Consider the following 25,479-nt stretch of genomic DNA (forward strand, 5'->3'; position numbering starts at 1 on the left):
TTGGGCCCCTCCTTCATGCACCGACACACCGCCGCGATCACCCGATCAAGAACGCTGTTGGATCACACCGGCCCATGCTCGGAAAGCGGATGCCTTCTGAGGGTCAAGCCTCCTTCCCGAAGACAAGCACCTCAGTGGAGGCGACGCCCAAGGGAGCCTGGAAGCTGGCCTCCAGGCTGCAGCCGAGGGTCGCGAAGAGGTCCACGCATGTCCGGCGAGGCATGGCGGCTGGGTAGGAGTCGTGCCCCGCGCCGCCCTGCGTCGCCCAGGCGCGCATTGTGGCCGGGTCCAGGCAGGTCTCTGTCATTACGTCGAAGACGATCCGACCACCGGGTCGCGTGACCCGTGCCATCTCGAAGAAGTAGCGGGCGGCGCCGAGGAAGGTCAGGGTGTTGAAGACCTTATGGGCCTGAACGAGGTCGATGCTGCCGTCGGGTGTCGGGGCGAGACTGCATCCTGCGGTCGGTTGGGCGACCACGCCGAATGTGTCCACTAGGTAGTCGGCCCAGGGCGCTGCCGTCTCGTAGATCTCGTAGCGGCCTGGTGAACACTCCTTCAGCGTCTTCTCCAGGTACCGTCCGGAGCCGGGGCCGATCTCCAACACCGTGTCCGGTTCGGCGGTGAAGACGCCGAGAGCGCGTAGTTCGTCGATGGTGGACTGGGTGGCGCCAGGCGTCCCGTTCATGACCTCGTCGATGTAGTCACCGACCGACAGACCGGCCGCCCGCGCAGCCCGCATCGTCGCCTCGAACGGGATGAAATCGTCCACTCCACCCCGGTTGTTGGTGCTGCGCACGATGTCGAATCCCGCACGCCCCAAGAGCCGCTTGACCCCCGACTTCAACACTGACGTCCCCCTCCTGCTGCCCTCATCAGGCATGCCCCCCAGTCCTCTCCGCTCTCGGTGCCCGAAACGCTTGGAACCGCCGACGCAGTGGGACGGCGAATTCGCTACGCGGCTGTCGAGGGCCGGTCCACGGCGCCGGGGCCATACGCCCGATATGCGCCTTCCCGGCAAGGCTGCTTGTCGATCCTCGGCGGCCGGCGCGGGAGTCTCGGCCAGCACCTCGGCCAACCGCGCCGACGCGCGCTCCGCCGTGGCCGGCGCCGCCCGCACCCGCTCGGCCTCCTCGCGGACCTTCTTCTCCCGCGCCTCCAGCAGACCGAGCACCGGCGGCGCCAGCCACCACCAGCAGCGAGTACGAGCCGACGAAGAACCCGACCCCTCCCGCAGCCAGCGGCAGTTCCTGCCCACCCGGAGCCAATCAAACGATCACGTTCGGACAGCGGAAGCCTTCTCAGGCCAGCGCGCTGCCCTTCTTCCAGGACTCCCAGTCGACGTTCCAGGCGCCGTAGCCGTTGTTCACGTCTACGGTGTCCGTGGACTTGATGACGGTCACGGGGTCGCCGTAGTTCACCCGGTCGTAGAACCACTTGGCGTTGGCGGTACTCAGACCGATGCAGCCGTGGCTGGCGTTGACCTTGCCGAACTTGCCCTCGTTCCACGGGGCGGCGTGGGCGTAGGTGCCCGAGGGGGTGAGCTGGACGTCCCACTTGACGGCGCCCAGGTCGTACGCCTCGGGGCCGAAGATGCCGACCGAGGCGGAGTTCATCCGGATCGTCGGGACCTTGCTCAGCACCACCATGGTGCCGTTCCAGGTCTCGAAGGTCTTCTTGCCCGTGGAGACCGGAAGAGTTTTGACGACCTTGCCGTTCTCGGCCACGGTCATCGTCTTCTTGACCACGTCCACCGTGCTGACGACCGACTTGCCGACGGTGAAGTCGATCTCGCGCTTCTGCGTGCCGACCAGGTCGCCGTTCTTCACTCCGGCCAGGTCTATCCGCAGCTTCACCTTCGTGCCGGGCTTCCAGTACTCCTTGGGCCGGAAGTCGACCCGGTCTTTGCCGTCCCGGTCCTTCATCCAGCTCCATGCGCCCTCGACGGCTGGGGAAGAGGTGACACTGAGCTTGCGCTCCACTGCCGCCTTGTCGTGGATCGCCTTGTTGAAGACGATCGACACCGGAAGGGCGACGCCGACGGTGGAGCCCTTGTTGATGTTGTAGGTGCCGACGAAGATCTCGTCCTTGCTGAGCGTCGTGAAGCTGCTGGTGCGGGTCCTCTTCTTGCCATCAGACGCGGCGAGTTGGGCCTTGAGTGTGTAGGTGGTGCCGTATCCGGTGGCATGGGACGAAGTCCAGGAGGTGCCGTCGGAGGACAGCGAGCCATCGAGTGCCGTGCCGTCGCCGGCGGTGACCGTGACCGACGCCAGCTTTCCGTCGCTCGGCTTCACCGTGAGCGGCTCACCGGGTATCACGTCCTTGCCGTCGGTGGCAGGAGAGACCGTGACGGCGGCCGCCCCGTTCTTGCCGGAACCCGCGTCCGCCTCTGACCCGGGCTTCGAATCCAAGGCCGGAGATTCCTTCGAGGCGCCATTGGCGGCCTGACTGCAGGCGGCCAGAGTTACGACCCCGGCCAGGGCGAGCGCCGCGAATCCCAGCCGCCTGCGCCGAGGCTGTCGCTCTGCGGGCTCCATGTGCCCCCGTCGGCTGTCTTGCACAGTCATCCTCCATCCAAGATGTAGCTAAGTGGTTTAGTAGACGAGTGTCGGCGGTGCTCGGTTCCCGCAGTCGGGGCTCGCGATTCAGGTGGCATCCCCGTGGGGCCCGGCTCGACCGAATGGTTGCGACCGTCGAGATCAAGAAGGTGGCGCACTACTACGAAGTATATTCGTAGCCTAAGGTTGTGTTTCATCGTCGGCCGGACGGGCGCCATCCCCCGTGCCGCTCGTCCGGCCGACGGTCTTCGTGCTCGAAGTTCGTCCGCGTGGGCCGGGGTGCGTACCCCCGGGCCCACGCTCTCGCTCCATACCTCCTTCCCTCCTCGTCGACCACAGCCGCTTCATACGGTCGGGGGGTATATTCGGAGTGTGGTGGAGGTGCTTCCGCCATCACCAGAGGCGAGGGGATGAGACGCATGGCCGATCACAAGAAGCACAAGGACGACGTGCTCGTGCGGCTGCGCCGCATCGAGGGCCAGGTGCGTGGTCTTCAGCGTCTCGTCGAGCAGGACACCTACTGCATCGACATCCTCACCCAGGTCTCGGCCACTACCCGTGCCCTGCAGTCCTTCGCCCTTCAGATGCTCGACGAGCACATGGCGACGTGCGTGAGTGACGCTGTGGAAAAGGGCGGCGAGGACAAGGCTCTGAAGCTCAAGGAGGCCTCCGATGCCATCGCCCGGCTGGTTCGTTCCTGACGGGCGGTTGGCTCGAGGGTAGCGCTGCCATTGACCAGCCCGTACGCGGCCTCGTGGCGCGGCGGACGGTACGGCGGCGAGGTGGGTCATCCACGACGGCGGGTGGATTCCTGGTGCCCGATGCGTAGCGGGCCATGTGGAGGGTGACGGCCTTTGTGGCCATCGCGACTGCGCGGTGCCCCTCTGCCGCCTCCCGCGCTCTGCCCAAGCAGAGTGCGGGCCTGTGGCCCTCTGATGTGGTGGCGTACCGGAGACCGGGACCGCGCCGAGCGAGCCGCCGCGCGCAGCGGGCAGATCCTCGGCATCCTGCTGATCGCCGTCGGATGGATCTCCGTTCTACGCGGCGCCTTGAGTGGTCTCTGGCTGGCCGTCATCGGCTTCTTCGTCCTGGTCGTCGCCAACGCGGAACGCCAGCACGCAAAGCTGGCCCCCGCCCTACGCGGAGTGCGAGCAGCCGATGCCATGACCAGCCCCGTGGAGACCTGCCCGGACTGGATCACCGTGCAACGCTGCGTCGAGGACGTGGCCCTGCGGGTCCACCACTCGACGCTGGTCCTGACTGCCTTCGACGGACGCCCCAGCGGTCTGCTGTACCTTCCCCGGCTCGCCAGGATCCCTGCACCGCAGCGGGAGACACTGCGTGTGCGGGACGCGGCGACCACGCTGCCGCAGGGCGGCACCTGCGCGCCGGACGACCGTCTGGAGGACGTGCTCGAGAAGCTCTCCCCGAGGGGCGGCATGAACATCCTGGTCACGGACGGCCCACGCCTGGTCGGCATCATCACGGCGCGAGACATCTCCCGGATCGTCCAGCGCCACGAACTCCGCGGCACGGAGAGTCGGTGAGGACTCCAGCGTTGGGAACAGATCTCGCAGAGGCCGTACCAGGTCCAGGACGCCAGGGCGACTTTGGTGTGGAAGCGGATCCAGCTCCTCAACGACACCGTGATGACGGTGGTGATGCCCTTCAGCGCGAGCGCGATTCCGCCGATCGACGTGCCGGGCTGGCGGGCCGACGGGAGCCACTCTCCCGCTCACCGATGGCGTCGGGAGCCTCCACTGTTGACCGATGACTCGGATCACTGAACCGGGGGGATCGGCGGGCTCGTACCGCTGCTTGTCGGCTCGTTCGCCTACCTGGCCGCCGGAATCCTCGCGTTCTCCCTCGGCGAGCGCACCGCCGAACGCGGCGGCACGCTCGGCGGCTACTGGATCCGCTTCGAAGGCTGGTCGGGGCGGTCGCCCGGTGGGCAGCAGGCGTCGCCGCTGCCGGTACGGCGGTGACGTAGCCGCCAGAGCAGACCGCCGACGAGTAGAACGGCGGCGGGCGCCAGCAGCCAGGGGCTGACCAGTACGCCGCCGAGTCCGGCCAGGGCGCCGCCGGCCAGCAGCACCGTCCCGGCACAGCAGACGATCATCAGCAGGGCGGCGCCGATGCCTGCCATGGTCATGCGGGTACCGGAGGGCTCCTCGGTACGGCGCTGGGGCCGATGGGTGGTGGGCATGGCGGCGTTCTCCTTGCGGGTCAACCCTGGCTGCCGGGGATGCGAGTGCAGCAGTTCAGAGCGGCGGCGTTGTCCGCGGCCAGAGATCGGGCCAGGACGAGCAGGTCCACTACGCGCGGATCGCCGACGGCATAGCGCAGCTTCTTGCCGTCGCGGCGGGCGGCGATATAGCCGCAGTCCACGAGGCAGGACAGATGCACCGACACCCGCGGCTGGGAGATCCCGGCATGCTCGACGCACTCGGCGGAGGTGCGCTCGCCGTCGAGGATGAACTCCAGCAGCTTCAGCCGGGTCGGGTCGGACAGGGCGCGGAAGAACTTCGCCACTGTGTCCAGATGGGTGCAAGGCACCTCGTCGACCGTGGCAGCGGCGGCGGGGGCGTCGAGACGCTGGGGCATTGGGTGGCCTAACCGACTGGAGCTATTCGCCTACCCGCATAGTATGGATCACTGAGGTATTCGGCAATCCGCATAGCAGATGCTCTGGAATCCGGGGCCCCGACAACAGGAGGTGGAACGGTGACCACGACGGCACCCGAGTTCGACCTGGCGGTCATCGGCTCCGGCTCGGCGGCCTTCGCCGCAGCGATCGCCGCGCGAGGCCGAGGCAAGAATGTCGTGCTCATCGAGCGCGGCACCACCGGTGGCACCTGCGTGAACGTTGGCTGCATACCGTCCAAAGCGCTGCTGGCTGCGGCCGAGGCCCGCCACGACGCCGAGGCGGCGGACCGGTTCCCGGGCGTCCAGGCTGTCGTCGGCCCGGTCGGCTTCCCGGAGCTGATCGGCGGCAAGGACGTGCTGGTGGGCCAGTTGCGCGCGGAGAAGTACGTCGACCTGGCCGCCGCGTACGGCTTCGAGATCGTGCACGGTACGGCGTCCTTCGTGGAAGGCCCTGCCCTGGAGGTGGAGTTGAACGGGGGAGGCGGGACTGTACGCGTTGATGCAGCCCACTATCTGATCGCCAGCGGCTCTGCCCCGTGGGCACCGCCGATCGACGGCTTGGACGAGGCCGGGTATTTGACGTCCACCACCGCGATGGAACTCGATGCCCTGCCCGAGTCGATGGTGGTGGTCGGCGGGAACGCGGTCGGCCTGGAGCAGGCCCAGCTCTTCGCCCGCCTGGGTACCCGGGTGACCGTCATCGAGGCGCTGGAGCGTCTGGCCCCGTTTGAGGAACCCGAGGTCTCCGCAGCTCTTGAAGGGATCTTCGCTGACGAGGGCATCACCGTGCACACCGTCACCACCCTCAAGGCAGTCGACCGCGATCAGGGCGGCTACCGGCTCACCGCGAGCCAGGCCGGCGCCCCCGCCGAGCTGCGGGCCGAGCAGCTGCTGATCGCCACCGGCCGCCGCCCCGTCACGGTCGGCCTCGGTCTCGACGCGGTCGGGGTGAAGACCGGGCCGCTCGGCGAGGTCATCGTCGACGCGAACCAACGGACGACCGCCGAACGGATCTGGGCGGCGGGCGACGTCACCGGTGGGCCGCAGTTCGTGTACGCGGCCGCCGCCCAGGGCACCCTCGTCGCGGACAACGCGCTGGCGGGTGCGGGCCGCACCCTGGACTACACGGCGCTGCCGCGGGTCACGTTCACCAGCCCGGCCATCGCCTCCGTGGGTCTGACCGACGCGCAGGCCGACGAGGCGGGACTGCCCTGCACCTGCCGCACGGTGCCGCTGGCGTTCGTGTCTCGGGCGCTGGCCAACCGGGACACCCGGGGGGTGGTCAAGCTCGTCGCGAACGCCAAGACCGGGCGGCTGCTCGGCGCCCACGTGATCGCCGAAGGTGCGGGCGAGATCATCACCGCCGCCACGTACGCCATCACGGCGGGGATGACCACCGACCAACTCGCCCACACCTGGCACCCGTACCTGACCATGACCGAAGCCCTGAAGCTCGCCGCCCAGGCCTTCACCGCAGACGTGGCGAAGCTGTCCTGCTGCGCGGGCTGAGGCGTATCGACGCCCCGGACGCCTGGCTGCCGCTGATCGGCGCCGTGCTGTCGGCGGTCGCCTTCGTGGCGGTCGAGCGCCGGGTGCGCGAGCCGCTCGTACGCCTCGTACTCTTCGCGCGCCGGTCGCTCGTCGGCGGCAGCGTGGTCATGCTCGCCGCCTCCGGACTGCTCATCGCGGACATCTTCCTCAGCTCCTTCTACGTCCGGCCCGTCCTGGGAATCAGCGCGTTGAGGACCGGTGTCGTCTTTCTGCCCGTCGCCGTGGCCATCACGCTGCGGGGCGCAGATCGCGTCGCAGCTGGTGGTGAGGCTGGGCTGGCGGCCGGCCGGTGCGATCGCTCTCGCGCTGACGGCCATCGGTGCCGCCCTGCTGACCCGACTGGACGCGGACAGCAGCGTCTGGGCAGACCTCGTCCCGGGCTGTGCGCTTCTCTCGCTCGCTCTCGGTACCGCCTTCGTCTGCGCCACCACGGCAGCGATGAACGGACTGCCGCACCAGGAAATGGGCCTCGCGTCCGCACTGGTCAGCACCTCGCACGAACTCGGCGCGGCGCTGGGCGTCGCCATCATCCCGACCATCGCCGGGGCGATCTTGGAGGGCGGAGTCGAGGGGGCGGCGACCGCCGGGACCGGCTGTTTCGGCAACGCCTTCACCGCCTGCGCGATCATCGCCGCCGCGGTCGCTGCCGTCGCAGCGGTACTGCTGCCGGCCGGGCGCCCGGACCGTTCCGAAGGGCCGGTCATGGCGCACTGACGAGCCGGAAACTGAGCGTCCGGCAGTCATCGGTCTGCAGCTGTCCGGTTCCGCCAGTGAGCTGGGGGACCGCCCACCGCAGCTCTGACCAGCTGGTCCAGGTCGCGGCCGGGCGAAGCGCCGGCCGGTGCGCAGGCGTCGCCCACGAGCAGTGCACACTGCCGACGCACCGTGCGAACTCGAAGCCGCACAGGACGACCGGTTACCCGGCAGGCTCTCCAGCAGGTGACGCTGTCGCGCAGCACGCACCGCGTCTTGAACGACTCCCGTCCGACTTCTACGACACCGAGTCTCTCCGACCCGGCAGTTCCCATCAGGCGCTGTGGGCCGTTCCCGGAGCCACGGGGGTGCGCGGCGCGGGTTCGGCGGGCGGAGTGGGTGCTTCGGGCAGCCGCAGCCGTTTGAGGGCGAGGGCGTTGACGGCGACGATGATGCTGGAGCCGGACATGGACAGGGCGGCGATCTCGGGGCGGAGGACCAGGCCGAGGGCGGGTTCGAAGACGCCGGCGGCGATCGGGAGGGCGATGGAGTTGTAGCCGATGGCCCAGGCGAGGTTCTGGCGCATCTTGCGCAGGGTGCCGCGGCCGATGCGCAGGGCGGTGGGGACGTCGAGGGGGTCGGAGCGCATCAGGACCAGGTCGGCGGTCTCGATGGCGACGTCGGTGCCGGCGCCGATGGCGATGCCGAGGTCGGCCTGGGCGAGGGCGGGGGCGTCGTTGACGCCGTCGCCGACCATGGCGACCTTGCGGCCGGTGGCCTGGAGTTCGGCGACCTTGGCGGCCTTGTCGCCGGGGAGGACTTCGGCGATCACGGTGTCGATGCCGAGCTGTTCGGCGATGCGGTCGGCGGTGGCCTGGTTGTCGCCGGTGAGCATGACCACCTCGACGCCCAGGGCGTGCAGTTCGGCCACGGCCTGTGGGGAGGTCTCCCGGGGTGCGTCGGCGATGCCGATGAGACCGGCGGCGCGTCCGTCGACGGCGGCGATGACGACGGTGCGGCCGGTGGTGGCCAACTCCTTGCGGCGCTGGTCGAGTTCGCCCAGGTCGATCTCTTCCCGCTCGGCCAGGCGGCGGTTGCCGACCACCACGCGGTGACCCTCGACATCGGCGATGGCGCCGTGCCCGGGGACGTTCTCGAACCGCTCGGCGCGCACCGCGGCCACGCCGTGGGCCTCGGCGTAGCGGACGACGGCCTCGGCCAGCGGGTGCTCGGACTCCCGTTCCACCGCGGCGACCAGCCGCAGCAGTTCGCTCTCGTCCGTCCCGTCGGCGGTGACCACGTCGGTCACCTCTGGTTCGCCCTTGGTCAGGGTCCCGGTCTTGTCCATGACGACGACCTGGATACGGGCCGAGGTCTCCAGGCCCACGGCGTTCTTGAACAGCACGCCCCGCTGGGCGCCCAGCCCGGTGCCGACCATGATCGCGGTGGGGGTGGCCAGGCCCAGGGCGTCGGGGCAGGTGACGACCACGACCGTGATGGCGAACAGCATGGCCGCGCCCAGTGAGCGGTCGGTGGCCAGCAGCCAGACGGCCAGGGTCGCGGCTCCGCCGATCAGCGCGACGAAGACCAGCCAGAAGGCGGCCCGGTCGGCGAGCCGCTGGCCAGGGGCCTTGGAGTTCTGGGCCTGTTGCACCAGCTGGACGATCTGCGCCAGCGCGGTGTCGGCGCCGACCTTGGTGGCCCGGACGCGCAGGGTGCCGTTGGCGTTGATGGTCGCGCCGACGACCTGGGAGCCGGGAGCCTTGTGCACGGGCAGGCTCTCGCCGGTGACCATCGACTCGTCGACGTCGCTCTCGCCCTCCTCCACGACGCCGTCGACGGCGATCTTCGCGCCGGGGCGGACCAGCAGCAGGTCACCGACGAGGACTTCGGCGGTGGGCACCTCGACCGGCTCGCCGTCGCGCAGCACCAGTGCCTTGGGCGGGGCGAGGTCGAGCAGGGCGCGGATGGCGTCGTTGGCGCCGCCGCGGGCGCGCATCTCGAACCAGTGCCCGAGCAGTACGAAGGAGGCCAGCACGGTGGCGGCCTCGTAGAAGACGTCGCCGCCACCGGTGAGTGTGACGATCAACGAGTACGCCCACCCCGAACCGACGGCGACCGCGACCAGCACCATCATGTCCAGGGTGCGGGCGCGAAGCGCGCGTACGGCGCCGTCGAAGAAGATCGTGCACGAGTAGAAGATCACCGGCAGGCTCAGCAGGAGCGCCCACACGTCTTCGCGTAGACCGAACGGGACCGGTACGTCCAGTCCGAAGACGTCCTCGCCGATCGGCGACCAGATGACGATGGGGATGGAGAAGAGCACGGCGACGAGGAAGCGGTTGCGCATGTCCGCCACCATCTGGGCCATCGACATACCCTCGTGCCCGCCGTGGCCCATCACCTCGTGCGGAGAGGGCATCACCTCCGGTGCGGCGTGCGCTTCGTGCTCGGCGTGGGTGACATGTCCCGTGTGGGCAACGGGAGTTGGCGGCTCGGCGACCGCCGTATGCCCCTCATGGCCCACGTGTCCATGTGCTGCCGTGACATGCGGCGGGTCCGGCTCGGCCATCGGATCGCACAGGTGGGCCGGAACGGACTGGCCCGCACAGTGGTAGCCGCACTCCTCCACCCAGCGGCGCAGCTCGGCCAGCGAGGTGAGGTTCGGGTCGAAGACCACGGTCGCCGTCTCCGACACCGGGTTGACCTCGACCTCCAGCACTCCTGGTTGGCGCCCCAGGACGGAGGCGGCGACGTTCTGCTGGGATGCCCAGCGCAGCCCGCCCAGTTCGAGCACCGCCGTGCTGCGCTCCTTGCGGTGACCCATCGGATGATCCACGTGATGCTGCACGGGTACTCCTCCTTCGGGTGACGGGATGCGTGGGGAGCATCGACCGCGGCCCCTGCCCACAAACTAATGGTTTTAGTATTCCTGTGCGAGTGCACGGCTCGCCCGCTACCTTCGCCGCACGTCCGCGGGGCGATCACTCCGGTGTGTGCGCAGCCGGGGCAGTCGGGGCGGGCCGGTGAGTGCGGTCAGGATCCGGGCGGCCTGGACGGTGGACGCGACGACGGCGAGGGCGCTGCCCGCCACGAGGAGTCCGGTGCCGGGACCGGGCGCCGCGCGCAGGCCCTGGTAGAGGGCGCCCATCGCGAGTACGGCGAGGGCGAGCAGGACCCAGAACCAGCGCCGGGCGCGCCGCGGGTCGGTGGCGTGCATCAGTGCCCCTTCGGGTTGTTGACCCACACGTTGACGGTGATGGCGACCAGTGCGAGGAGCAGGACGACGGCGGTGGCCGTGGCCGTCTTCCGCTCCCGCCAGCGGCGTTTCGGGCTGCGGTCGAGGAAGGGCACCAGGAAGATCAGTCCGAAGACGCCCGCGATGACGTAGGCGATGGACGCGACCCCGAACCACTCCTCCAGGGGGAAGAACCACCAGAACATCCACAGCGGGCGGGTGATCTCGATGCCCTCGACCGGGGTCGGACCGAGCACCGGCGGCAGGACGACGGCCAGGATCGACAGCGCGCCCAGCAGTACGAGGCCGAACGCGGCCACCCGCTTCAGGTGTGCGGTGAAGGGCTCGGGGACTTCCTCCTCGGGCTTCGGGATTGCGGGGTGCGGCGAGATCTGGTGCCGCTTGACGAGGAGGGCGTGCCACACGAAGAGCAGCACGATCAGCCCGGGGATGATGACCGCGTGTGCGGTGTACAGGCGCAGCACGATCGGCACCCGGTCGGTGAGCTCGGGGGTGAACCAGATGCCGGCGCCGCCGAGCAGTTTGGCGACGTCCAGGTTGTGGACCAGCGCCTCGTAGCCTTCCTGGTCCCACTTGATGACCGTGCCGGTGAAGATCGCGAGGAAGGTGAGCAGGAACATGGTGCTGCCGATGATCCAGTTGCCTTCGCGGGGCTTCTTGAAGGAGGCGTGGAAGAAGACACGGAGCAGGTGCAGCAGGGCGAGGACGAACATCGCCTGCGCCGCCCAGTAGTGCAGGCCGCGGGCGAAGCCGCCCAGCCAGACGTCGTTGACCAGGTCGCGCACGGACTGGTTGGCGTCCTCCGGGGTCGGTGAGTAGAACTGCGCGACGTAGATCCCGGTGACCAGCAGCGTCACGAAGGACCCGACGGTCAGGCCGCCCAGGCTCCAGGTCAGGTTGTTGGCGTGCTCGGGCACCGGATAGGCCAGCGCCTTGATGCCCATGCGTTCGTCGATCGCGTCGACGGCCCGCCGCAGCCGGCCAGGACGAGCGGACTGTGGTGGGGCGGTCTCCGGGCCGGCGGCGGCAGCGCGTTCGGGGCGGTGCGAGGTCATGGCGCCTCCCGGTGCCCGCGGCCGCGGTGTTCCAGCTCGCGGAGGGTATGCGGCGGGCGCAGCCGGTGCGACAGCCACAGGCCGCCGCCGATCGCCGCGGCCCCCAGACCCAGCAGGACGGCGTCGCCGCCGTCGGAGATGCCACGCTCGGGCCGGAACTCGTCGAGGACGACGCTGGTGCCGGTCTCCTCACCGGTCGCCGGGCGGCCGGCCTCGGGCGCGGAGGGCAGCCTGCCCCCCAGCGAGTCCAGCAGCAGCCCCTTGACCTGACGGACGACAGCCGTCCCGTATCCCGGCTGCTCCACCAGCTCCTGCGCCTCGCGCACCTTGGACAGCGTGACGCCCTCCTTGTCCGGGGCCATCAGGGCGTCCTCGATGCGCTCGGCCACCTGGTCCTCGTCGGCGCCGTTGGCGATCAGGGCGATGGCCTGTTCGGTGAGAACAGCCGACTCGTCGCTCTCCTCCTCGTCCGCCCAGGCGACGCCGGGCACAGCGACGGGGATCAGCAGGGCGGCCGCGACGACCGCTCCCGACACGAACACACGTGGCCCTCGCCGGAGGGCCGGCTTTCTACGCATGACAGTCAGCCTCGCTCACGGCGCTTTCCTGCGCCCGTTGAGGAATGACGGGGCCGCGGCCCCGCAGGTGTCCGCGGTCGGGAGCGGGACGTGTCCGCTCGGCTCAGTGCTTGGTGAGATCGGCGCCGGTAGAATGAAGCACACCCAGACGGCGCTGGTACTCCTCCTCGTCGATCTCGCCGCGTGCGAACCGCTCGGCCAGCAGCTGCTCGGCGGAGGGCGGCGTCGGCGGCGAGGGGGTGACCTCGCCGGAACCGCCGGGCGCGGGTCGGCTGAGCGCGCGGAAGAGCAGGACGAAGACCGTGATGATCAGGCCCCAGAAGACGATCATGCCGAGGGACATCCCGAACCATCCCCAGCCGCTCATGTCGCGGTCATACCAGAACATCATGGTGATCACTTCCCGGATCTGAGGGGCGAAATCGGACGGCGACCGCGCCGGAAGGGCGGTACACAGCCACCGTCCTCTCACTAAGGCACTTAGTGCATGGGCCGGATGGCCCTGGGGTCGGGGACGGTGGGCCCCTACTGGGTGGGGGTAGGCGGCGGCGACAGTGGAACTCGTACCACCCACAGGGTGAAGGAGTCCGCCATGAACGTGGCCGACCTGATCGTGACCGCCTTCTCTGCCACAGCCGTCACCGCGATGGGCTGGTTCTTCTTCGGTCCGCGCCGGGCGCGGACGGCGGAGCTCTCCCATGGCGTGCAGCGGGTCGAGGTGACCGTGCGCGGTGGCTACAGCCCCGACGTGATCCGGCTGCGGCAGGGGGTTCCGGCCGAGCTGGTCTTCGACCGGCAGGAGTCCGGGGAGTGCACGAACCGGGTCGTCTTCCCGGAGTTGCGCGTGAGCGCCGCGTTGCCGGCGCACGAACGCACGACGGTGCGGCTGAACCCTGCGGAGGCGGGATCGTACGGCTTCGCGTGCGGGATGAACATGATTCACGGCACGGTGCTGGTTGAACCTGGCGACGGGCCGGGCGCGGTCGGCGCGGCTCCACCCGGTGACGAAGACCGGGGGATGGGCACGCACGCCCCCCTCGTCGGACCGAGCGAGGGGCGGGCGGCCGAGGCGGAAGCGGCCGAGGCCGCCGAGAGGCGGGCGGAGATCCGGGATCTGAGCCGTCGCGTGGCCTTCGGCGCCGTACTGACCGCGCCGGTGCTGTTCGCGGTGATGGCCGATTCCCTCTTCCACGCGGACTGGGTGCCCGGCTGGATGCTGAACAACTGGCTGCAACTGGCGCTGATCACTCCCGTGATGCTCTACACCGGGTGGCCCATCCACCGCACCGGCTGGCTGACCCTCGCCCACCGCGCCGCGGACATGAACTCGCTGATCACCCTGGGAACGGTGGCGGCCTACGGTTACAGCCTGCTGGTCACCCTCGCCCCCGGTTCGCTGCCGGAGGACGTGCGTGAGGTGTACTTCGAGGCCGTCGGGGTGATCCTGACGCTCATCCTGCTGGGCCGGCTGCTGGAGGCACGTGCCAAGGCCGGCACCGGGGAGGCGATCCGCGCGCTGCTGGGGCTGCAGGCCCGTACCGCCCGCGTCGTCCGCGACGGCGTCGAGACCGAGATCCCGGTGGAGGACGTGGCCGTCGGCGACGAGGTCGTCATCCGGCCAGGCGAGAAGGTCCCGGTGGACGCCGAGGTGATCTCCGGATCATCGGCCGTGGACGAGTCGATGGTGACCGGCGAGCCCATGCCGGTGACCAAGCGCGCCGGGGATACGGTCATCGGTGCGACCGTCAACGGCACCGGTTCCCTGCGGGTGCGCGCGGCCAAGGTCGGCGCGGACACGATGCTCGCCCAGATCATCGGGCTGGTGAGGCAGGCGCAGGCGTCCAAGGCGCCGATCCAGCGGCTGGCCGACGCCACCTCGGCGTACTTCGTGCCCGCTGTGATCGCCATCGCGATCGGCACCTTCGCGCTGTGGTACGTCGTGGGCCCGGCTCCGGCGCTGACCCTGGCGCTCGTGTCGGCCGTCGCCGTACTGATCATCGCCTGCCCGTGCGCACTGGGCCTGGCCACCCCGATGTCCATCATGGTCGGCACCGGCAAGGGCGCCCGCGCGGGCATTCTGATCCGCTCAGCCGAGGCCCTGGAGACCGCGCACAAGCTGGACACCGTGGTCCTGGACAAGACCGGCACGATCACCGCGGGAACGCCCGTCCTCACCGACATACGCCCCGTCGGCGAGGTGGAGCCCGACCGTCTATTGGTCCTGGTCGCCGGAGCCGAACGCGACAGCGAGCACCCGCTGGCCGCCGCGATCGTCGCCGGGGCGCGTGAGCAGGGGCTCGGGGTGCCGGCCGCCACCGGATTCGACTCGGTGACCGGCAAGGGAGTGCAGGCCACGGTGGACGGGCACGCCGTGCTGGTCGGCGCGGCACGGCTGCTCGCCGATGTCGGGATCGACACCGCCGAACTCACCCCGGTCGCCGCCGAGTTGTCCGCGCAGGGCAAGACCCCGGTGATGGTGGCCCTCGACGGCCGCCCCGCCGGAGTACTCGCGGTCGCCGACACCGTCAAGGAGGACTCCGCCGCCGCCATCGCCGCCCTCCGGCAGATGGGCGTACAGGTGGTCATGCTCACCGGCGACAACCGGCGCACGGCCGCCGCGATCGCCGCCGAGGTCGGCATCGAGCGGGTGCTCGCCGAGGTGCTTCCCGAGCACAAGGCCGACGCCATACGGGGCTTGCAGGCCGAGGGCCGCCGGGTGGGCATGGTCGGCGACGGCATCAACGACGCCCCCGCCCTCGCCCAGGCCGACGTGGGCCTGGCCATCGGCACCGGCACCGACGTGGCCATCGAGGCCGCCGACATCACCCTCATCTCCGGCTCGCTGGCCGGCGTCGTCACCGCTATCCGGCTGTCGCGAGCCACCATGCGCAACATCCGGCAGAACCTGTTCTTCGCCCTGGTCTACAACGCCGTGGGCGTCCCCGTCGCCGCCGGTGCCCTGTATCCGTGGCTCGGCATCCGCCTCAGCCCGATCATCGCCGCCGCCGCGATGGCCCTGTCCTCCCTGTCCGTGGTCACCAACGCCAACCGGCTGCGCCGCTGGCGCGCCGCCCCGCTGCCCGACTCCGCCCCCACCAGGGTCCAGCCGCGGGTGGACGTACCGGAGGACGTCGACATCCAGTCGGGTACGACACCCGACCACACCGCTCAAGCCGACACAGCCAAGGAGACCGACATGAACGTCTTCAAGCGCCACGCTCACCACAGCCACGACGCCCCGCCCGAGACCGCCACGGTCACCGACCCGGTCTGTGGCATGAGCATCAGCCGGGATGCCGCCGCAGAAGAGCGCGAAGTGGACGGCCACACCTACTACTTCTGCTCCGAGCGGTGCGCCACCACCTTCGACGCCGACCCCGCCCGCTACATCAGCAGCGCCGAGGCGTAGGGCGCCCGATTCCGCAGGGAGTCCGCCATGACCAAGCAGGCCGAACCACCACCCCCGGGCGACAAGCCGACGCCGACCGCGCCGCCGCCCGCGTGGCGGCACTGGCTGTGGCCGCTGGCCGTCCTCCTCGCCGTCGGCCTGTGGGCGGTGCTGCCCGGGACCCGCTCCAGCGAGCCGGTGAAGACGGACCTGACGTACTCGAAGTTCCTCGACCAGGTCGACGACGGCAAGGTCAAGTCCGTCACCATCAAGGCCGGCGGGGAGCCCAACGGCACGCTCTCCAACGGGCACCGCTTCACCACGGCCGTCCCGGTCCAGATGGCCGGTGACCGGCTGGAGGAGAAGAAGGTGGCGGTGACCGCCACGCCGCCGTCCACCTCCCCGTCCGCCGGCTCCCGGATACTGTCCTGGATCCTCCTGCTCGGCCCGTTCCTGCTGATCATCTGGTTCTGGCGGCGGATGCCGAAGGGCGCGGCCGGCCACATGCAGGGCATGCTGGGCGGCGTCGGCAAGTCCAAGGTGTTCGACGCGGAACGCCCCGAGACCACGTTCGCGGACGTCGCCGGATACGAGGGCGCCAAGGCCGAGATCGCCGAGGTCGTCGACTTCCTGCGCAGGCCCGAACGCTACCGGCGGGGGGACATCGACCTGGACGTGGTGGCACGCGGCACGCCGGGATTCTCCGGCGTGGACCTCGCCAACCTGGCCAACGAGGCCTCCATCGTCGCGGTACGGGACGGCCGCGAGGCGCTCACCGCGGACGACTTCGACAGCGCCCGGGACCGGATCCTGCTCGGCCGCCGGGAGGGCTCCAACGTGCTCCCGCCGAGAAGGAGGCGGTCGCCGTCCATGAGGCAGGGCATGCCCTGGTCGCCGCGCTGTCCCCGGGCGCCGATCCGGTCACCAAGGTCACCATTCTGCCTGCCGGGCAGACCCTCGGCGTCACCGAGCAACTGCCCCTCGTCGAACGCCACCTGTACGGCGAGGACTACCTCACGCAGACCCTCGCGGTACGGCTCGGCGGTCGCGCCGCCGAACTCGTCGTGCTCGGGCAGGGCTCCACCGGAGCCGCCAACGACCTGGCCGGCGCCACCGAACTGGCCACCAAGATGGTCCGCGAATTCGGCCTCTCCTCCGCGCTCGGTCCGGTGGGCTACCCGCAGGGCGGCTCGGTCTTCCTGGGCAGCGGCGGGAGCGCCATGAGCAGCCGCCCTCTCGCCGAGGCCACCCAGGCCGCCGTCGACACCGAGGTCGCCCGCCTGCTGCGCGAGGCCGAACAGCACGCCACCGCTCTCCTCACCGAACACCGCACCGAGCTGCGGCGGCTGGCCGACCTGCTTCTGGAGCAGGAGACCGTGGACGGCTCGGCCTCTACCGCCTCCTGGGGACTGAACACCCTGGCGAGCCACCCGTCGGCACGACCGTGGCGCCACACCGCATCTCGGTCGACAAGCGGCCCGCCACACACCACAGCGACCACACCGGGCCGGTCCCTGTCGCGCCGCTCGCCGACCCCGGCGGCACCGGCCGGGAGGAGTCCGTCGGCGGCTGCGAACGATGACCGCCCATCCACGGTCCCCGTGCAGCGGTGCACTGCGATGCGGGGCGCCAGGCCGGAGCGCGGGTCATCAAGCCCCCTGACCGGATCCACTTCCCGGCGCCCGGCCGGTCCCGCCCGCCCGACTGCGACCACGAAGAACCAGGAGCACCCCGCGATGAACGTCCCTCGGCTCTACCCAGTGCGGTTCACGACCGCGTCCCGTTCCGCTGCCGCGGCGCAGGTACGCGGGCCGGACCGGCGTGCCGCCTGTGCCGGCCGCGCGTCATCGGCGGTTCCCGCACGGCTGGAGGCCGGTGCCGGCACGGCCTCGCCGGGGGCGGACCGCCGCCGCTGGGTGCTGGCGATCGTCTCGGTGGCGTGGTTCCTGGTGCTGATCGACGACACCGCGGTGATCATCGCGCTGCCCCCGCTGGGCCGGGAGCTGGGGCTCGGCCTGGCCGGCCTGGAGTGGGTGGTCAACTTGTACACCCTGACCTTCGCCGTGCTCACCCTGTGCGGCGGCATGCTCGCCGACCGGTACGGCAGCCGGCCGGTGTTCCTGGCCGGGCTGGTGGCGTTCACCGGCTTCTCGCTGGCCGCGGGGTTGTCGCCGAGCGGCGGGGCGCTGGTCGGGCTGCGCGCCGGGCAAGGGGCAGGGGCGGCGCTGTTGGGTCCGGCCTCGCTGGCCCTGCTGCTCACCGCGTTCACCGGCACGGCCCGGGCGCTCGCCCTGGGCGTGTGGTCCGGCGTCGGCGCCGCCGCCCTGGCCGGCGGCCCGCTGCTGGGCGCGGTGCTCACTGACGGCTTCGGCTGGCGGTCGATCTTCCTTGTCAACGTACCGCTCGGGGCCGTCATCTGGTTCGTGGCCCGCCGTACGCTGCACTCCCCGCCGCCCGCGCCGCGCAGGGGGCCGGTCGATGTCGCCGGTGTCCTCGTCTCGGCGGCCGGACTGTCCGCACTGATCTTCGCGTTCACCCGGGCCAACGAGTACGGCTGGACCTCGCCGAGGCTGTGGGCGATGCTCGCGGCTGCCGTGGCCGCCTTGGCGGCCTTCATTTGGATCGAGCGCCGGGCCGCGGCACCGCTGCTGGACCTCTCGCTGTTCCGCCGGCCCAACTTCCTGGCCGGCAATCTGCTGGGGATGGTCAGCCTGGCGGTGATGTGCAGCGTGTTCTTCTTCCTGTCCCTGTACCTCCAGCTGGCCGCCGGGTCCACACCCATCCAGGCAGGGCTCGCCCTGCTGCCGCTGACGCTGCTCGGCGCCGCAGTGGCGCCGGCTGCCGGCTGGCTCGTACCCCGCCTCGGCGCCCGTACCCTCATCGGCACCGGCCTGGCGCTGACCGCCGCAGGGCTGGTCCTGCTGACCGGTATCGCCCCCGACTGGGGGGCCGCCCGCCTCCAGCCCGGTCTGCTCACTGCCGGGCTGGGCCTGGGACTGGCCACCGCCCCCATCACCACCGCCACCCTCGGCCACATCCCCGACCAGCACAGCGGCATCGCCAGCGGCGCCCTCAACGCCTTCCGCATGATCGGCCTGTCCCTCGGTATCGCCGTCATGGGCGCCATCACCGCGGCCCACTGGCCCGGCGACCTGGTCCGCACCCGCCCGGGCACGGCGTTCACCACCGGCATCGGGCACGGCTTCTGGATCAACGCCGCGATCGCCCTCGCCGGAGCGGCCCTGGCGATCGCCGCCATCCGCACCCCGCACCGCCCCCGGGCAACGGCACCCGGAGAAGAACCCGCGGCCGCCGACACCACACCCGGCGCGCCATCCTGCGACTGTGAGTGGCGCACGCCAGCCCCGCAGCATTCGGCCCAGTCCCTCACCCGGGGCCGCCGAGGAAGAGGAAGGTGAGCACCGATGCTGCAGGCCGTGGACGTCGGACGCCGGCACCTGGACGCCTACCGCACCGTGACGGGGGACGCGGTGATCCAGGAGCTGCGGGCGCTGGCCGCGCCGCTCGAGGGGGTGCGGGTCCTGCACGTGAACGCCACCGGCTACGGCGGCGGAGTGGCGGAGATCCTGCGCTCCGAGGTGCCGCTGCTGCGCGACCTGGGCGTGGTCGCCGACTGGAAGACCATCACCGCCGAGCCCGGCTTCTTCGAGGTCACCAAGGCCGTCCACAACGGTCTGCAGGGCGATCCGCGTGGCGTCACCGACACCCAGTGGCAGCTGTACGACACCGCCTCAGCCCAGATCGCCGCCCAGCTGGAGGAGTCGTACGACGTTGTGGTCGTGCACGACCCGCAGCCGCTGGCCCTGCCGCACCTACGCGGCCGCGGTGACGCCAAGTGGGTGTGGCGCTGCCACATCGACAGCTCCCAGCCCAACCCCCAGGTCTGGGCCCGGCTGAGGCCGCTGCTGTCCGCCTACGACGCCGCCGTGTTCACCCTCGGCGCGTTCGTCCCACCCGACGTGCCGGTGGACCGGGTGGAGATCATTCCGCCGGCGATCGACCCGCTCAGCCCCAAGAACATGCCCATCACCGACGCCCTGGCCACCGGCGTCCTCGACTGGATCGGCGTGGACACCGCCCGCCCGCTGCTGGTGCAGGTCTCCCGCTTCGACCCGTGGAAGGACCCGCTCGGCGTCATCGCCGCCTACCGCACCGTCAAACAGCAGGTGCCCGGCGTGCAACTGGCTTTGGTCGGCTCGATGGCCCTGGACGACCCGGAGGGCTGGCGCGTCTACGAGCAGATCACCGCCGCCGCGGCCGACGACCCCGACATCTCACGGTTCACCAACCTCACCGGGGTCGGCAACATCGAGGTCAACGCCTTCCAGCGCCGTGCCGACGTGGTCATCCAGAAATCGCTGCGGGAAGGCTTCGGCCTGGTGGTCTCCGAAGCGGTCTGGAAGGGCACCCCGGTGGTCGCCGGCCGGGCCGGAGGCATCCCCCTCCAATTGCCCGACGGGGTCGGCGGCCGCCTCGTCGACACCACCGAGCAGTGTGCGCAGGCCGTCCTCGGCCTGCTCGCCGACCCCGCCGCCGCCCGCCGCCTGGTAGGCGCGGGGACCGGGTTGGTGCGCGAGCGGTTCCTGCTGCCCCGGCTGATCGGCGACGAACTCCGGCTGTTCACCAGCCTGCTGGGCCACACCCCGGCCGCGCCCGAAGCCCTGGCCGCCGCGGGCACCGCCGACGAGAACCGCGACCCGGTGTGCGGGATGCGCGTGGACGGCGCCGGCAAGCATCCCACCCGATACGGGGGGCGGGAGTTCCGGTTCTGCTCCGCTTCTTGTGCCCGTCAGTTCGCCGCCGACCCGGAGCTGTTCATGCGCGCCGTGGCCCGTGCCACCCGCGGCACAGATCCCCACCGGCTGAGCGGGAAGGAGCGGCGACCATGACCGAGCTGCGCCAGGATCCCTTCACCCACGACTGGGTGGCCATCGCCCCCGGCCGCGAGGAACGCCCCCGCCGGACGCCCCGTCCGCAGTCGGCCGACGGACGCCCCGCGCAGCGCGCCGCAGCCGATCCGGCCTGCCCCTTCTGCCCGGGCCGGGAGGAGTCCACCCCGCCCGAGATCTGGCGCCTGCCCGCCCCCGCCGGTACCGCGGAAGCGGACTGGGCGATCCGCGTCGTCCCCAACCGCTACCCCGTCCTGGACCCAGGCGACCGGCCGGCCCGCCACCACACCAGCGGACTGCACACCCGCGCCGACGGCACCGGCAGCCACGAGGTCGTCATCGAATCCCCCGACCACGACTGGGACCTCGCGGACGGTGACGACACCGCCGTCGCCGACATCCTGCGCGCCTACCGCACCCGAACCCGCGTTCTGCGCGAGGCCCGACCCGGCCTGGTGCTGCCCTTCCGCAACCACGGCGCGGCGGCCGGCACCTCCCTGCCGCACCCGCACTCCCAGATCGTCGCCACCCCGATCGTGCCGCTGCGCTTCCGCCACCTGTTCGACGTCGCCCGCGCCTACTACGACGACACCGGCCGCTGCCTGTACGTCGACCACACCGTTGCCGAACTCGCCGACGGCAGGCGGGTCCTGGCGGCCACCGAGCACGCGGCCGCCCTCGCCCCCTACGCCGCCCGCGCCCCGTACGAAACCTGGATCGTGCCCCAGCGCCACCAGGCATCCTTCGCCGACGCACCCGACAAGATCCTGGAGCAGACCGCGGCCCTGCTGCGCCGCACCCTGGCCGCCCTGCGCGACCTGCTCGGCGACGTCCCCTACAACTACGCCCTGATCAGCGCCCCCAACGGCGAAGAGGCCACCGCCTACTTCGCCTGGCACCTGCAGATCGTCCCCCGGCTGACCGAGCCCGCCGGCTTCGAACTCGGCACCGGCATCGCCGTCAACCCCGTCCCGCCCGAACACGCCGCGGCCCGCCTGCGCCAGGCCATCGCCGCCCTCCCCGCCCCGGCTCTGCCCGTCCCGCCCGGGCCGGGCTGCCATCGATAGGAACGGCCGATGTCCCAACGACCGGACCCCGCGGCGGTGAGCAGCCGACCTGAGCCAAGACAGACCCCCGCACGGCCCGGCTGGGGGTGGTGGGTGGGCGCGGCCGTCGTCGTGGTGGCCGCGCTCCTGGTCGCCGTCGCCCACCGGCACGAGCTGGCCGCGGCGTCCCGCCTGATCACCCAGGTGCAGGTGCCCAAGCTGGCGGTCGCGGTGGCATTCGAGGCGGCGTCCCTCATCTGCTTCGCCGCAGTGCAGCGCTGGCTGCTGCACGCCGGCGGGGTGCGGCTGAGCCTGCGGGGCATGACGGCCCTCGCCGTGGCGGCCAACGCCGTAGCTGGGGCCCTGCCCGCCGGGGCCGCCTTCTCGGCCGCCTGGCTCTTCCGGCAGCTGCGCCGACGCGGTGCCGGGCAGCTGCTCGCGGCCGCCGTGCTGGTCACGGCCGGGGCCCTGGCGGCGCTCAGCCTGTTCCTCCTTCTCCTCCTCGGGGCACTCACCGCGGGGCTGAGCGGCGCCGGTACCGTGCTGTGGCCGATCGGCGCTGTGGCGCTGCTGCTGGGCCTCGGCCTGGCGGGCCTGGCGCTGTCCCGCATCCCACGCTGCCGTGAAGCGGTGTGGCGGGCGTGGACCTCGGCGGGTGAGCGGTCCCGGCGCGTCCGGCGGATCGAAGAGGCGCTCGTACGCCTGGTCGGCCAGGCACGCAGCGTGCAGCCGGGGCTGCGGCCCTGGCTGCGGCCCTTCAGCCTCGCCCTGCTCAACTGGACCCTCGACGCCGCGTGCCTGGCCGCAAGCCTCTGGGCGCTGGGCATCGGCGTGCCCTGGCACGGCCTGCTGCTCGCCTACGGCCTCACCCAGATCCCCGGCAGCCTGCGCCTCACGCCCGGAAGCATCGGCATCGTCGAGACGAGTCTGGCGGCCCTGCTCGTCCTGTACGGCCTCAGCCCCGAACAGGCCATCGCGGGCACACTCCTGTACCGGATCTCCAGCTACTGGGTGCTGCAGCCGATCGGCTGGGCCAGCTGGATCGCCCTGACCCTGCACGCCGGGCAGTCCCCGAAGGGCCCGACGGACGAGACGGCAGAGGCTTCGCACCCCGCGCCGTGACCGGCGCACAGCCAGCTGACGCCGCTGCCGATGATCCGGTCGGCCTCGTCGCACAGGTGACCACGACATGCAAGGTTCCCGTTTGTCCCCTGGCCCGCATCGACAGCCCGACCCCGGGCCGCGTGCCAGGCTCCACGGTCACCTGCACGGGGGTGGCCTGGGCGCCCCCGCAGCTGCACGCGCCGTGGTGGGCGCGGCTCCTGGTCGTGGGCCGTCGTCGGCGTCACCGCCCCGCCCCGGCGCCAGCCATCGGGCCCGTGGCTCACGCCGCCATCCAGCACGCAGTGTGCCCGGTCGCAGTCGTTGCCCACGACTGAGACCCCGGCCGGGCCGTCGCCGGTTCGGCGAGCCCCGCACAGCGCGTGATCCCCTTCCCGTTCCAGGCGTCGCCTACGAGAAGGGCCGCGACGGGTGGCAGCGGCCGGCACGGCCGGATCTGACGCCTCCGGCCCCACCACGACCGCAGGAGGGTGCATGCGACATGGCCGCCGTCATCGCGCCACTCGCCGAACCGGAGACGGCCGGGCATCCGGCTTTCCCGTTCTCCGACCCGGCACCGCCTGTCAGGCGTGCCTGCGGCGGCTCCAGCGCGGTTCGATCTCGCCCCATTCGGCCTCCCACTGCGCCATCCGGCGCCTGTCCAGCCGTACCCGGGCGGCCGCCCGAATGGCGAGCAGCAGCACCGCGGCGAGGGCTGCGGCCGCCGCACCGCCCACTCAGGCACGGGATAGTGCCTGGGCGGCACTCATCGGCACCCCGGTGAGCTGCCCGCGCGTGTCCGTCCACACCACGATCTTCGTACCGGCCGGCTGCCCGGCGGTCACCGCCGTCCTGCCCGTGCGGGCCGTGCCGTCGGGGCCGGTCCAGCGCACCTGCACCTTCACGCTGCCCGGGCCCAACGCCCCCGCGTCGGCCGGTTTCCCCGGCGCTGCCCGCACAAGGACCGCCGCCGTGGGATGCCTCTCGTGGGCCTGCTGCCGGGCGATCCGCGACTGCGGTCCCGCCAGGGCCCAGGTCGTCGCCAGCCCGGCGACCGGGACCGAGACCACCAGCCCCGCGGCGACCAGCAGGCCGACCCATGCCTCGATCCGGTCCATGGATATCCGCAGCGGATTGCTCCGCCAGCGCCAGACCCACCGTGTCGTACGCATCCCGGTCGCACCTCCTCCGTCCACGGTCGCGGTAGGCCGCCGGATACACCCTCGGCCCGGATTCCGCATGTTCACGAACATCGCACGGGCCGCAACGGCGGGACGAGGGCCGACCAGGGCCAGTCCATGGGGACGTTCGGCCCCCGTACCCCCGCCGTGGGACTGTTCGAGTCGAGGCTGTCGTGGCCCTCGGCATCGCCGCATTCCCACACGTCCGGCAGGTCAACATCACTGGGGCGGCGCGCGGCACCGCCGAGCTCGCCGTCTTCTGGGCCCTGACCGGAAGCACCACGGTCGCCGCGCTCCTCCCGGCGTCCTGCGCGCGACTGGAAGCCCCCCAGCACCTGCGGGCGACCCACCCCCGCACGTGGCGCGCTCGACCCCATCCAGGAGGTGGAACCGGCTGAGGCCCGGCCGCGAACGGCCTGCGACACACCTCGCGCGAGCCCAGCCAGTGGTGGATGGGGCCATTCAGCCCTCCAGGAAGGGGACACCGGTCTGCGGCACGGCCGGTCAGCCCCTGCCCCTCGAGCACGTACCGGGGCAGGCTGAGCAGCTGGCTGGGCGCCACGCTCACCGGCGCGTCCGTGAGCTTCACGGACCTGCCGGCCGCCGGCGTCAACGTGGTCCCTGTCGGCATCTTCGTCCTGGGTAAGGACCACCGGACCATGGCACGGCCGAGCGGCCCATGGCCGCCGGTCCCCCGCAGGCGCACGCTGAGGAGTGTGCCACCCGTGACGGGTGGCCGTATCCCCACCGTCAACAGGGTACCGGGGAGGACTCCATGAAACGTTGGCGTACGCCGCTGGTGGTCACCGCGGTTACCGTGTTCGTGGTGCTGGCTGCACTGAACACACCGTTCCACCACCCTCTTCTGATCGTCGCCGTCGGCTCGCTGACCCTGTTCGCCGTGATACTTGCCATCCGTGATCACCGGTCGCGACGCTGACGGGGGTGCGACGCGGAGTCCGCGTCGCACCCCTCGAGCTCCCTGGGTCCAGACCAGGGACCACAGCCCCGCCGGGGCGCCTCCCCGACAGGGCCGCTACTCATCCGGGGTCTCCTCGACTGCTCCTCGGGTCAGGCCGGGCCGCTCAGCGCGGCGGAGATCTCGGCGAGTTGGGCGAGGCGGCGCTGGAGGGTGGGGTGGGTGGAGAACAGGTTCGCCACGGTCGTGCCCGGTCCGAGGGCGGGGGTGAAGAAGAAGGCGTTGAAGGCCTGGGCGGTGCGCAGGTCCTGGGTGGGGATGCGGGCGATGTCACCCGTGACCTTGGTCAGCGCGGAGGGCTTGCCGGTGAGCAGGGCTGCGGCCAGTTCCCGGTAGCGGGACAGGGCGCGGATCAGCAGGAAGCTGAGGGCGTAGACGAGCGCGGAGACCGCCATGACGATCCCGAGCAGGAACAGGGTGACGTTGCAGTCATCACACCACCGCCGCTGAGGCGCCGGTTCCTGCCGCCTCCCGGCGTCCGGCGGCCGGGGCGGCGCCCGCCAGAGCCGGTCGGACCACGTGCGCAGGCCGACCAGT

At 71.3% G+C, this 25,479-nt stretch carries 22 protein-coding genes and 2 pseudogenes; 11 read left to right on the forward strand and 13 right to left on the reverse strand.

Annotated elements, in window-relative coordinates; all coding sequences use genetic code 11:
* Positions 1-103 precede the first annotated feature (103 nt).
* Together AOQ37_RS03635 and AOQ37_RS03640 are read right to left on the reverse strand one after the other, a co-directional pair.
* Entirely contained in the window at positions 104-880 is a 777-nt protein-coding gene (locus tag AOQ37_RS03635; protein ID WP_062640987.1) for a methyltransferase domain-containing protein, read from the reverse strand.
* Between the two features lie 418 nt (positions 881-1,298).
* Entirely contained in the window at positions 1,299-2,408 is a 1,110-nt protein-coding gene (locus AOQ37_RS03640; protein WP_234436780.1) for a L,D-transpeptidase, read from the reverse strand.
* A gap of 557 nt (positions 2,409-2,965) precedes the next feature.
* Between AOQ37_RS03640 and AOQ37_RS03645 the strand changes: the two genes are divergently transcribed.
* Together AOQ37_RS03645 and AOQ37_RS03650 are read left to right on the forward strand one after the other, a co-directional pair.
* Positions 2,966-3,256, forward strand: coding sequence for a metal-sensitive transcriptional regulator (locus AOQ37_RS03645; RefSeq protein WP_220451492.1), 291 nt, complete (start codon positions 2,966-2,968; stop codon positions 3,254-3,256).
* Positions 3,257-3,490: 234 nt separating this feature from the next.
* The gene (locus AOQ37_RS03650; protein ID WP_078889961.1) at positions 3,491-4,102 is read left to right on the forward strand and encodes a CBS domain-containing protein; all 612 of its coding nucleotides are present in this window, start codon (positions 3,491-3,493) and stop codon (positions 4,100-4,102) included.
* 359 nt (positions 4,103-4,461) lie between these two features.
* On the opposite strand, the gene merT is transcribed toward AOQ37_RS03650, so the two are convergent.
* Together merT and AOQ37_RS03660 are read right to left on the reverse strand one after the other, a co-directional pair.
* A complete protein-coding gene (gene merT, locus AOQ37_RS03655; RefSeq protein WP_234436781.1) occupies positions 4,462-4,761 on the reverse strand; it encodes a mercuric ion transporter MerT in 300 nt (99 codons plus the stop codon).
* 20 nt (positions 4,762-4,781) lie between these two features.
* Complete coding sequence (locus AOQ37_RS03660) at positions 4,782-5,159, reverse strand: ArsR/SmtB family transcription factor (protein ID WP_062640994.1); 378 nt, start codon at positions 5,157-5,159, stop codon at positions 4,782-4,784.
* A gap of 120 nt (positions 5,160-5,279) precedes the next feature.
* On the opposite strand from AOQ37_RS03660, the gene merA reads away from it, so the two are divergent.
* Positions 5,280-6,710: a mercury(II) reductase gene (merA, locus tag AOQ37_RS03665; RefSeq protein ID WP_062640996.1), complete on the forward strand. Its 1,431-nt coding sequence runs from the start codon at positions 5,280-5,282 to the stop codon at positions 6,708-6,710.
* Here merA and AOQ37_RS40295 read toward each other — a convergent pair.
* On the reverse strand, positions 6,670-6,894 hold the full coding sequence (locus tag AOQ37_RS40295; RefSeq protein ID WP_159401290.1) for a hypothetical protein: 225 nt from the start codon (positions 6,892-6,894) through the stop codon (positions 6,670-6,672). The genes merA and AOQ37_RS40295 overlap by 41 nt on opposite strands.
* Before the next feature lie 119 nt (positions 6,895-7,013).
* Between AOQ37_RS40295 and AOQ37_RS03670 the strand changes: the two genes are divergently transcribed.
* Entirely contained in the window at positions 7,014-7,466 is a 453-nt protein-coding gene (locus AOQ37_RS03670; protein WP_159401291.1) for an MFS transporter, read from the forward strand.
* Between the two features lie 313 nt (positions 7,467-7,779).
* On the opposite strand, the gene AOQ37_RS03675 is transcribed toward AOQ37_RS03670, so the two are convergent.
* The 5 genes from AOQ37_RS03675 to AOQ37_RS03695 all read right to left on the reverse strand — a co-directional run bounded on the left by AOQ37_RS03675 (position 7,780) and on the right by AOQ37_RS03695 (position 12,728).
* A complete protein-coding gene (locus AOQ37_RS03675) occupies positions 7,780-10,296 on the reverse strand; it encodes a heavy metal translocating P-type ATPase (RefSeq protein WP_234436782.1) in 2,517 nt (838 codons plus the stop codon).
* Between the two features lie 105 nt (positions 10,297-10,401).
* Positions 10,402-10,665 (reverse strand): hypothetical protein, encoded by a 264-nt coding sequence (locus AOQ37_RS03680; protein ID WP_062641002.1) that lies wholly within the window; start codon positions 10,663-10,665, stop codon positions 10,402-10,404.
* Positions 10,665-11,759, reverse strand: a complete 1,095-nt coding sequence (locus AOQ37_RS03685) for a cytochrome b N-terminal domain-containing protein (RefSeq protein WP_078889962.1) — start codon at positions 11,757-11,759, stop codon at positions 10,665-10,667. The genes AOQ37_RS03680 and AOQ37_RS03685 overlap by 1 nt, the downstream gene beginning before the upstream one ends.
* The gene (locus AOQ37_RS03690; RefSeq protein WP_062641004.1) at positions 11,756-12,301 is read right to left on the reverse strand and encodes a hypothetical protein; all 546 of its coding nucleotides are present in this window, start codon (positions 12,299-12,301) and stop codon (positions 11,756-11,758) included. Before AOQ37_RS03690 ends, AOQ37_RS03685 begins: the two co-directional genes overlap by 4 nt.
* A 139-nt stretch (positions 12,302-12,440) precedes the next feature.
* Complete coding sequence (locus tag AOQ37_RS03695; protein WP_199824921.1) at positions 12,441-12,728, reverse strand: SHOCT domain-containing protein; 288 nt, start codon at positions 12,726-12,728, stop codon at positions 12,441-12,443.
* Between the two features lie 201 nt (positions 12,729-12,929).
* Between AOQ37_RS03695 and AOQ37_RS03700 the strand changes: the two genes are divergently transcribed.
* From AOQ37_RS03700 to AOQ37_RS03725, 6 genes and pseudogenes are all read left to right on the forward strand, one after another.
* Positions 12,930-15,746, forward strand: a complete 2,817-nt coding sequence (locus AOQ37_RS03700; RefSeq protein WP_062641006.1) for a heavy metal translocating P-type ATPase — start codon at positions 12,930-12,932, stop codon at positions 15,744-15,746.
* 27 nt (positions 15,747-15,773) lie between these two features.
* Positions 15,774-16,457: pseudogene (locus tag AOQ37_RS41065) on the forward strand (ATP-dependent metallopeptidase FtsH/Yme1/Tma family protein); the annotation flags it as partial.
* A 167-nt stretch (positions 16,458-16,624) separates the two neighbouring features.
* Positions 16,625-19,144: an MFS transporter gene (locus tag AOQ37_RS41070; protein WP_234436807.1), complete on the forward strand. Its 2,520-nt coding sequence runs from the start codon at positions 16,625-16,627 to the stop codon at positions 19,142-19,144.
* 6 nt (positions 19,145-19,150) lie between these two features.
* Positions 19,151-20,635 (forward strand): glycosyltransferase, encoded by a 1,485-nt coding sequence (locus AOQ37_RS03715; RefSeq protein WP_063781105.1) that lies wholly within the window; start codon positions 19,151-19,153, stop codon positions 20,633-20,635.
* Positions 20,632-21,702 carry a galactose-1-phosphate uridylyltransferase gene (locus AOQ37_RS03720; RefSeq protein ID WP_062641009.1) on the forward strand — a complete coding sequence of 357 codons (1,071 nt, stop codon included), beginning with the start codon at positions 20,632-20,634 and terminating at the stop codon, positions 21,700-21,702. Before AOQ37_RS03715 ends, AOQ37_RS03720 begins: the two co-directional genes overlap by 4 nt.
* A gap of 9 nt (positions 21,703-21,711) precedes the next feature.
* Positions 21,712-22,803, forward strand: coding sequence for a lysylphosphatidylglycerol synthase transmembrane domain-containing protein (locus tag AOQ37_RS03725; protein ID WP_062641011.1), 1,092 nt, complete (start codon positions 21,712-21,714; stop codon positions 22,801-22,803).
* A 563-nt stretch (positions 22,804-23,366) separates the two neighbouring features.
* Here AOQ37_RS03725 and AOQ37_RS40300 read toward each other — a convergent pair.
* Together AOQ37_RS40300 and AOQ37_RS38300 are read right to left on the reverse strand one after the other, a co-directional pair.
* Positions 23,367-23,519, reverse strand: coding sequence for a hypothetical protein (locus AOQ37_RS40300; protein ID WP_159401292.1), 153 nt, complete (start codon positions 23,517-23,519; stop codon positions 23,367-23,369).
* A complete protein-coding gene (locus AOQ37_RS38300) occupies positions 23,520-23,954 on the reverse strand; it encodes an Rv1733c family protein (RefSeq protein WP_159401293.1) in 435 nt (144 codons plus the stop codon).
* Positions 23,955-24,738: 784 nt separating this feature from the next.
* Between AOQ37_RS38300 and AOQ37_RS40305 the strand changes: the two genes are divergently transcribed.
* The gene (locus AOQ37_RS40305) at positions 24,739-24,903 is read left to right on the forward strand and encodes a hypothetical protein (RefSeq protein WP_159401294.1); all 165 of its coding nucleotides are present in this window, start codon (positions 24,739-24,741) and stop codon (positions 24,901-24,903) included.
* A 131-nt stretch (positions 24,904-25,034) separates the two neighbouring features.
* Here AOQ37_RS40305 and AOQ37_RS03740 read toward each other — a convergent pair.
* Positions 25,035-25,361 (reverse strand): annotated as a pseudogene (locus AOQ37_RS03740) (M48 family metalloprotease); the annotation flags it as partial.
* Between the last annotated feature and the right edge of the window lie 118 nt (positions 25,362-25,479).

It is taken from the genome of Streptomyces maremycinicus (genome assembly GCF_001184025.1).
In the GTDB taxonomy this organism is placed as follows: domain Bacteria; phylum Actinomycetota; class Actinomycetes; order Streptomycetales; family Streptomycetaceae; genus Streptomyces; species Streptomyces maremycinicus.

Excerpts from the sequence above, each read along its gene's own strand:
- AOQ37_RS03720 (WP_062641009.1), top strand. The coding sequence starts at position 20,632 with ATGACCGAGCTGCGCCAGGATCCCTTCACCCACGACTGGGTGGCCATC.
- AOQ37_RS38300 (WP_159401293.1), bottom strand. The coding sequence starts at position 23,954 with ATGCGTACGACACGGTGGGTCTGGCGCTGGCGGAGCAATCCGCTGCGG.
- AOQ37_RS03695 (WP_199824921.1), bottom strand. The coding sequence starts at position 12,728 with ATGATGTTCTGGTATGACCGCGACATGAGCGGCTGGGGATGGTTCGGG.
- AOQ37_RS40295 (WP_159401290.1), bottom strand. The coding sequence starts at position 6,894 with ATGTCCGCGATGAGCAGTCCGGAGGCGGCGAGCATGACCACGCTGCCG.
- AOQ37_RS03725 (WP_062641011.1), top strand. The coding sequence starts at position 21,712 with ATGTCCCAACGACCGGACCCCGCGGCGGTGAGCAGCCGACCTGAGCCA.
- merT (WP_234436781.1), bottom strand. The coding sequence starts at position 4,761 with ATGCCCACCACCCATCGGCCCCAGCGCCGTACCGAGGAGCCCTCCGGT.
- AOQ37_RS40305 (WP_159401294.1), top strand. The coding sequence starts at position 24,739 with ATGAAACGTTGGCGTACGCCGCTGGTGGTCACCGCGGTTACCGTGTTC.
- AOQ37_RS03700 (WP_062641006.1), top strand. The coding sequence starts at position 12,930 with ATGAACGTGGCCGACCTGATCGTGACCGCCTTCTCTGCCACAGCCGTC.
- AOQ37_RS03685 (WP_078889962.1), bottom strand. The coding sequence starts at position 11,759 with ATGACCTCGCACCGCCCCGAACGCGCTGCCGCCGCCGGCCCGGAGACC.
- AOQ37_RS03660 (WP_062640994.1), bottom strand. The coding sequence starts at position 5,159 with ATGCCCCAGCGTCTCGACGCCCCCGCCGCCGCTGCCACGGTCGACGAG.
- AOQ37_RS03680 (WP_062641002.1), bottom strand. The coding sequence starts at position 10,665 with ATGCACGCCACCGACCCGCGGCGCGCCCGGCGCTGGTTCTGGGTCCTG.
- AOQ37_RS03715 (WP_063781105.1), top strand. The coding sequence starts at position 19,151 with ATGCTGCAGGCCGTGGACGTCGGACGCCGGCACCTGGACGCCTACCGC.
- AOQ37_RS03645 (WP_220451492.1), top strand. The coding sequence starts at position 2,966 with ATGAGACGCATGGCCGATCACAAGAAGCACAAGGACGACGTGCTCGTG.
- AOQ37_RS03650 (WP_078889961.1), top strand. The coding sequence starts at position 3,491 with ATGTGGTGGCGTACCGGAGACCGGGACCGCGCCGAGCGAGCCGCCGCG.
- AOQ37_RS03635 (WP_062640987.1), bottom strand. The coding sequence starts at position 880 with ATGCCTGATGAGGGCAGCAGGAGGGGGACGTCAGTGTTGAAGTCGGGG.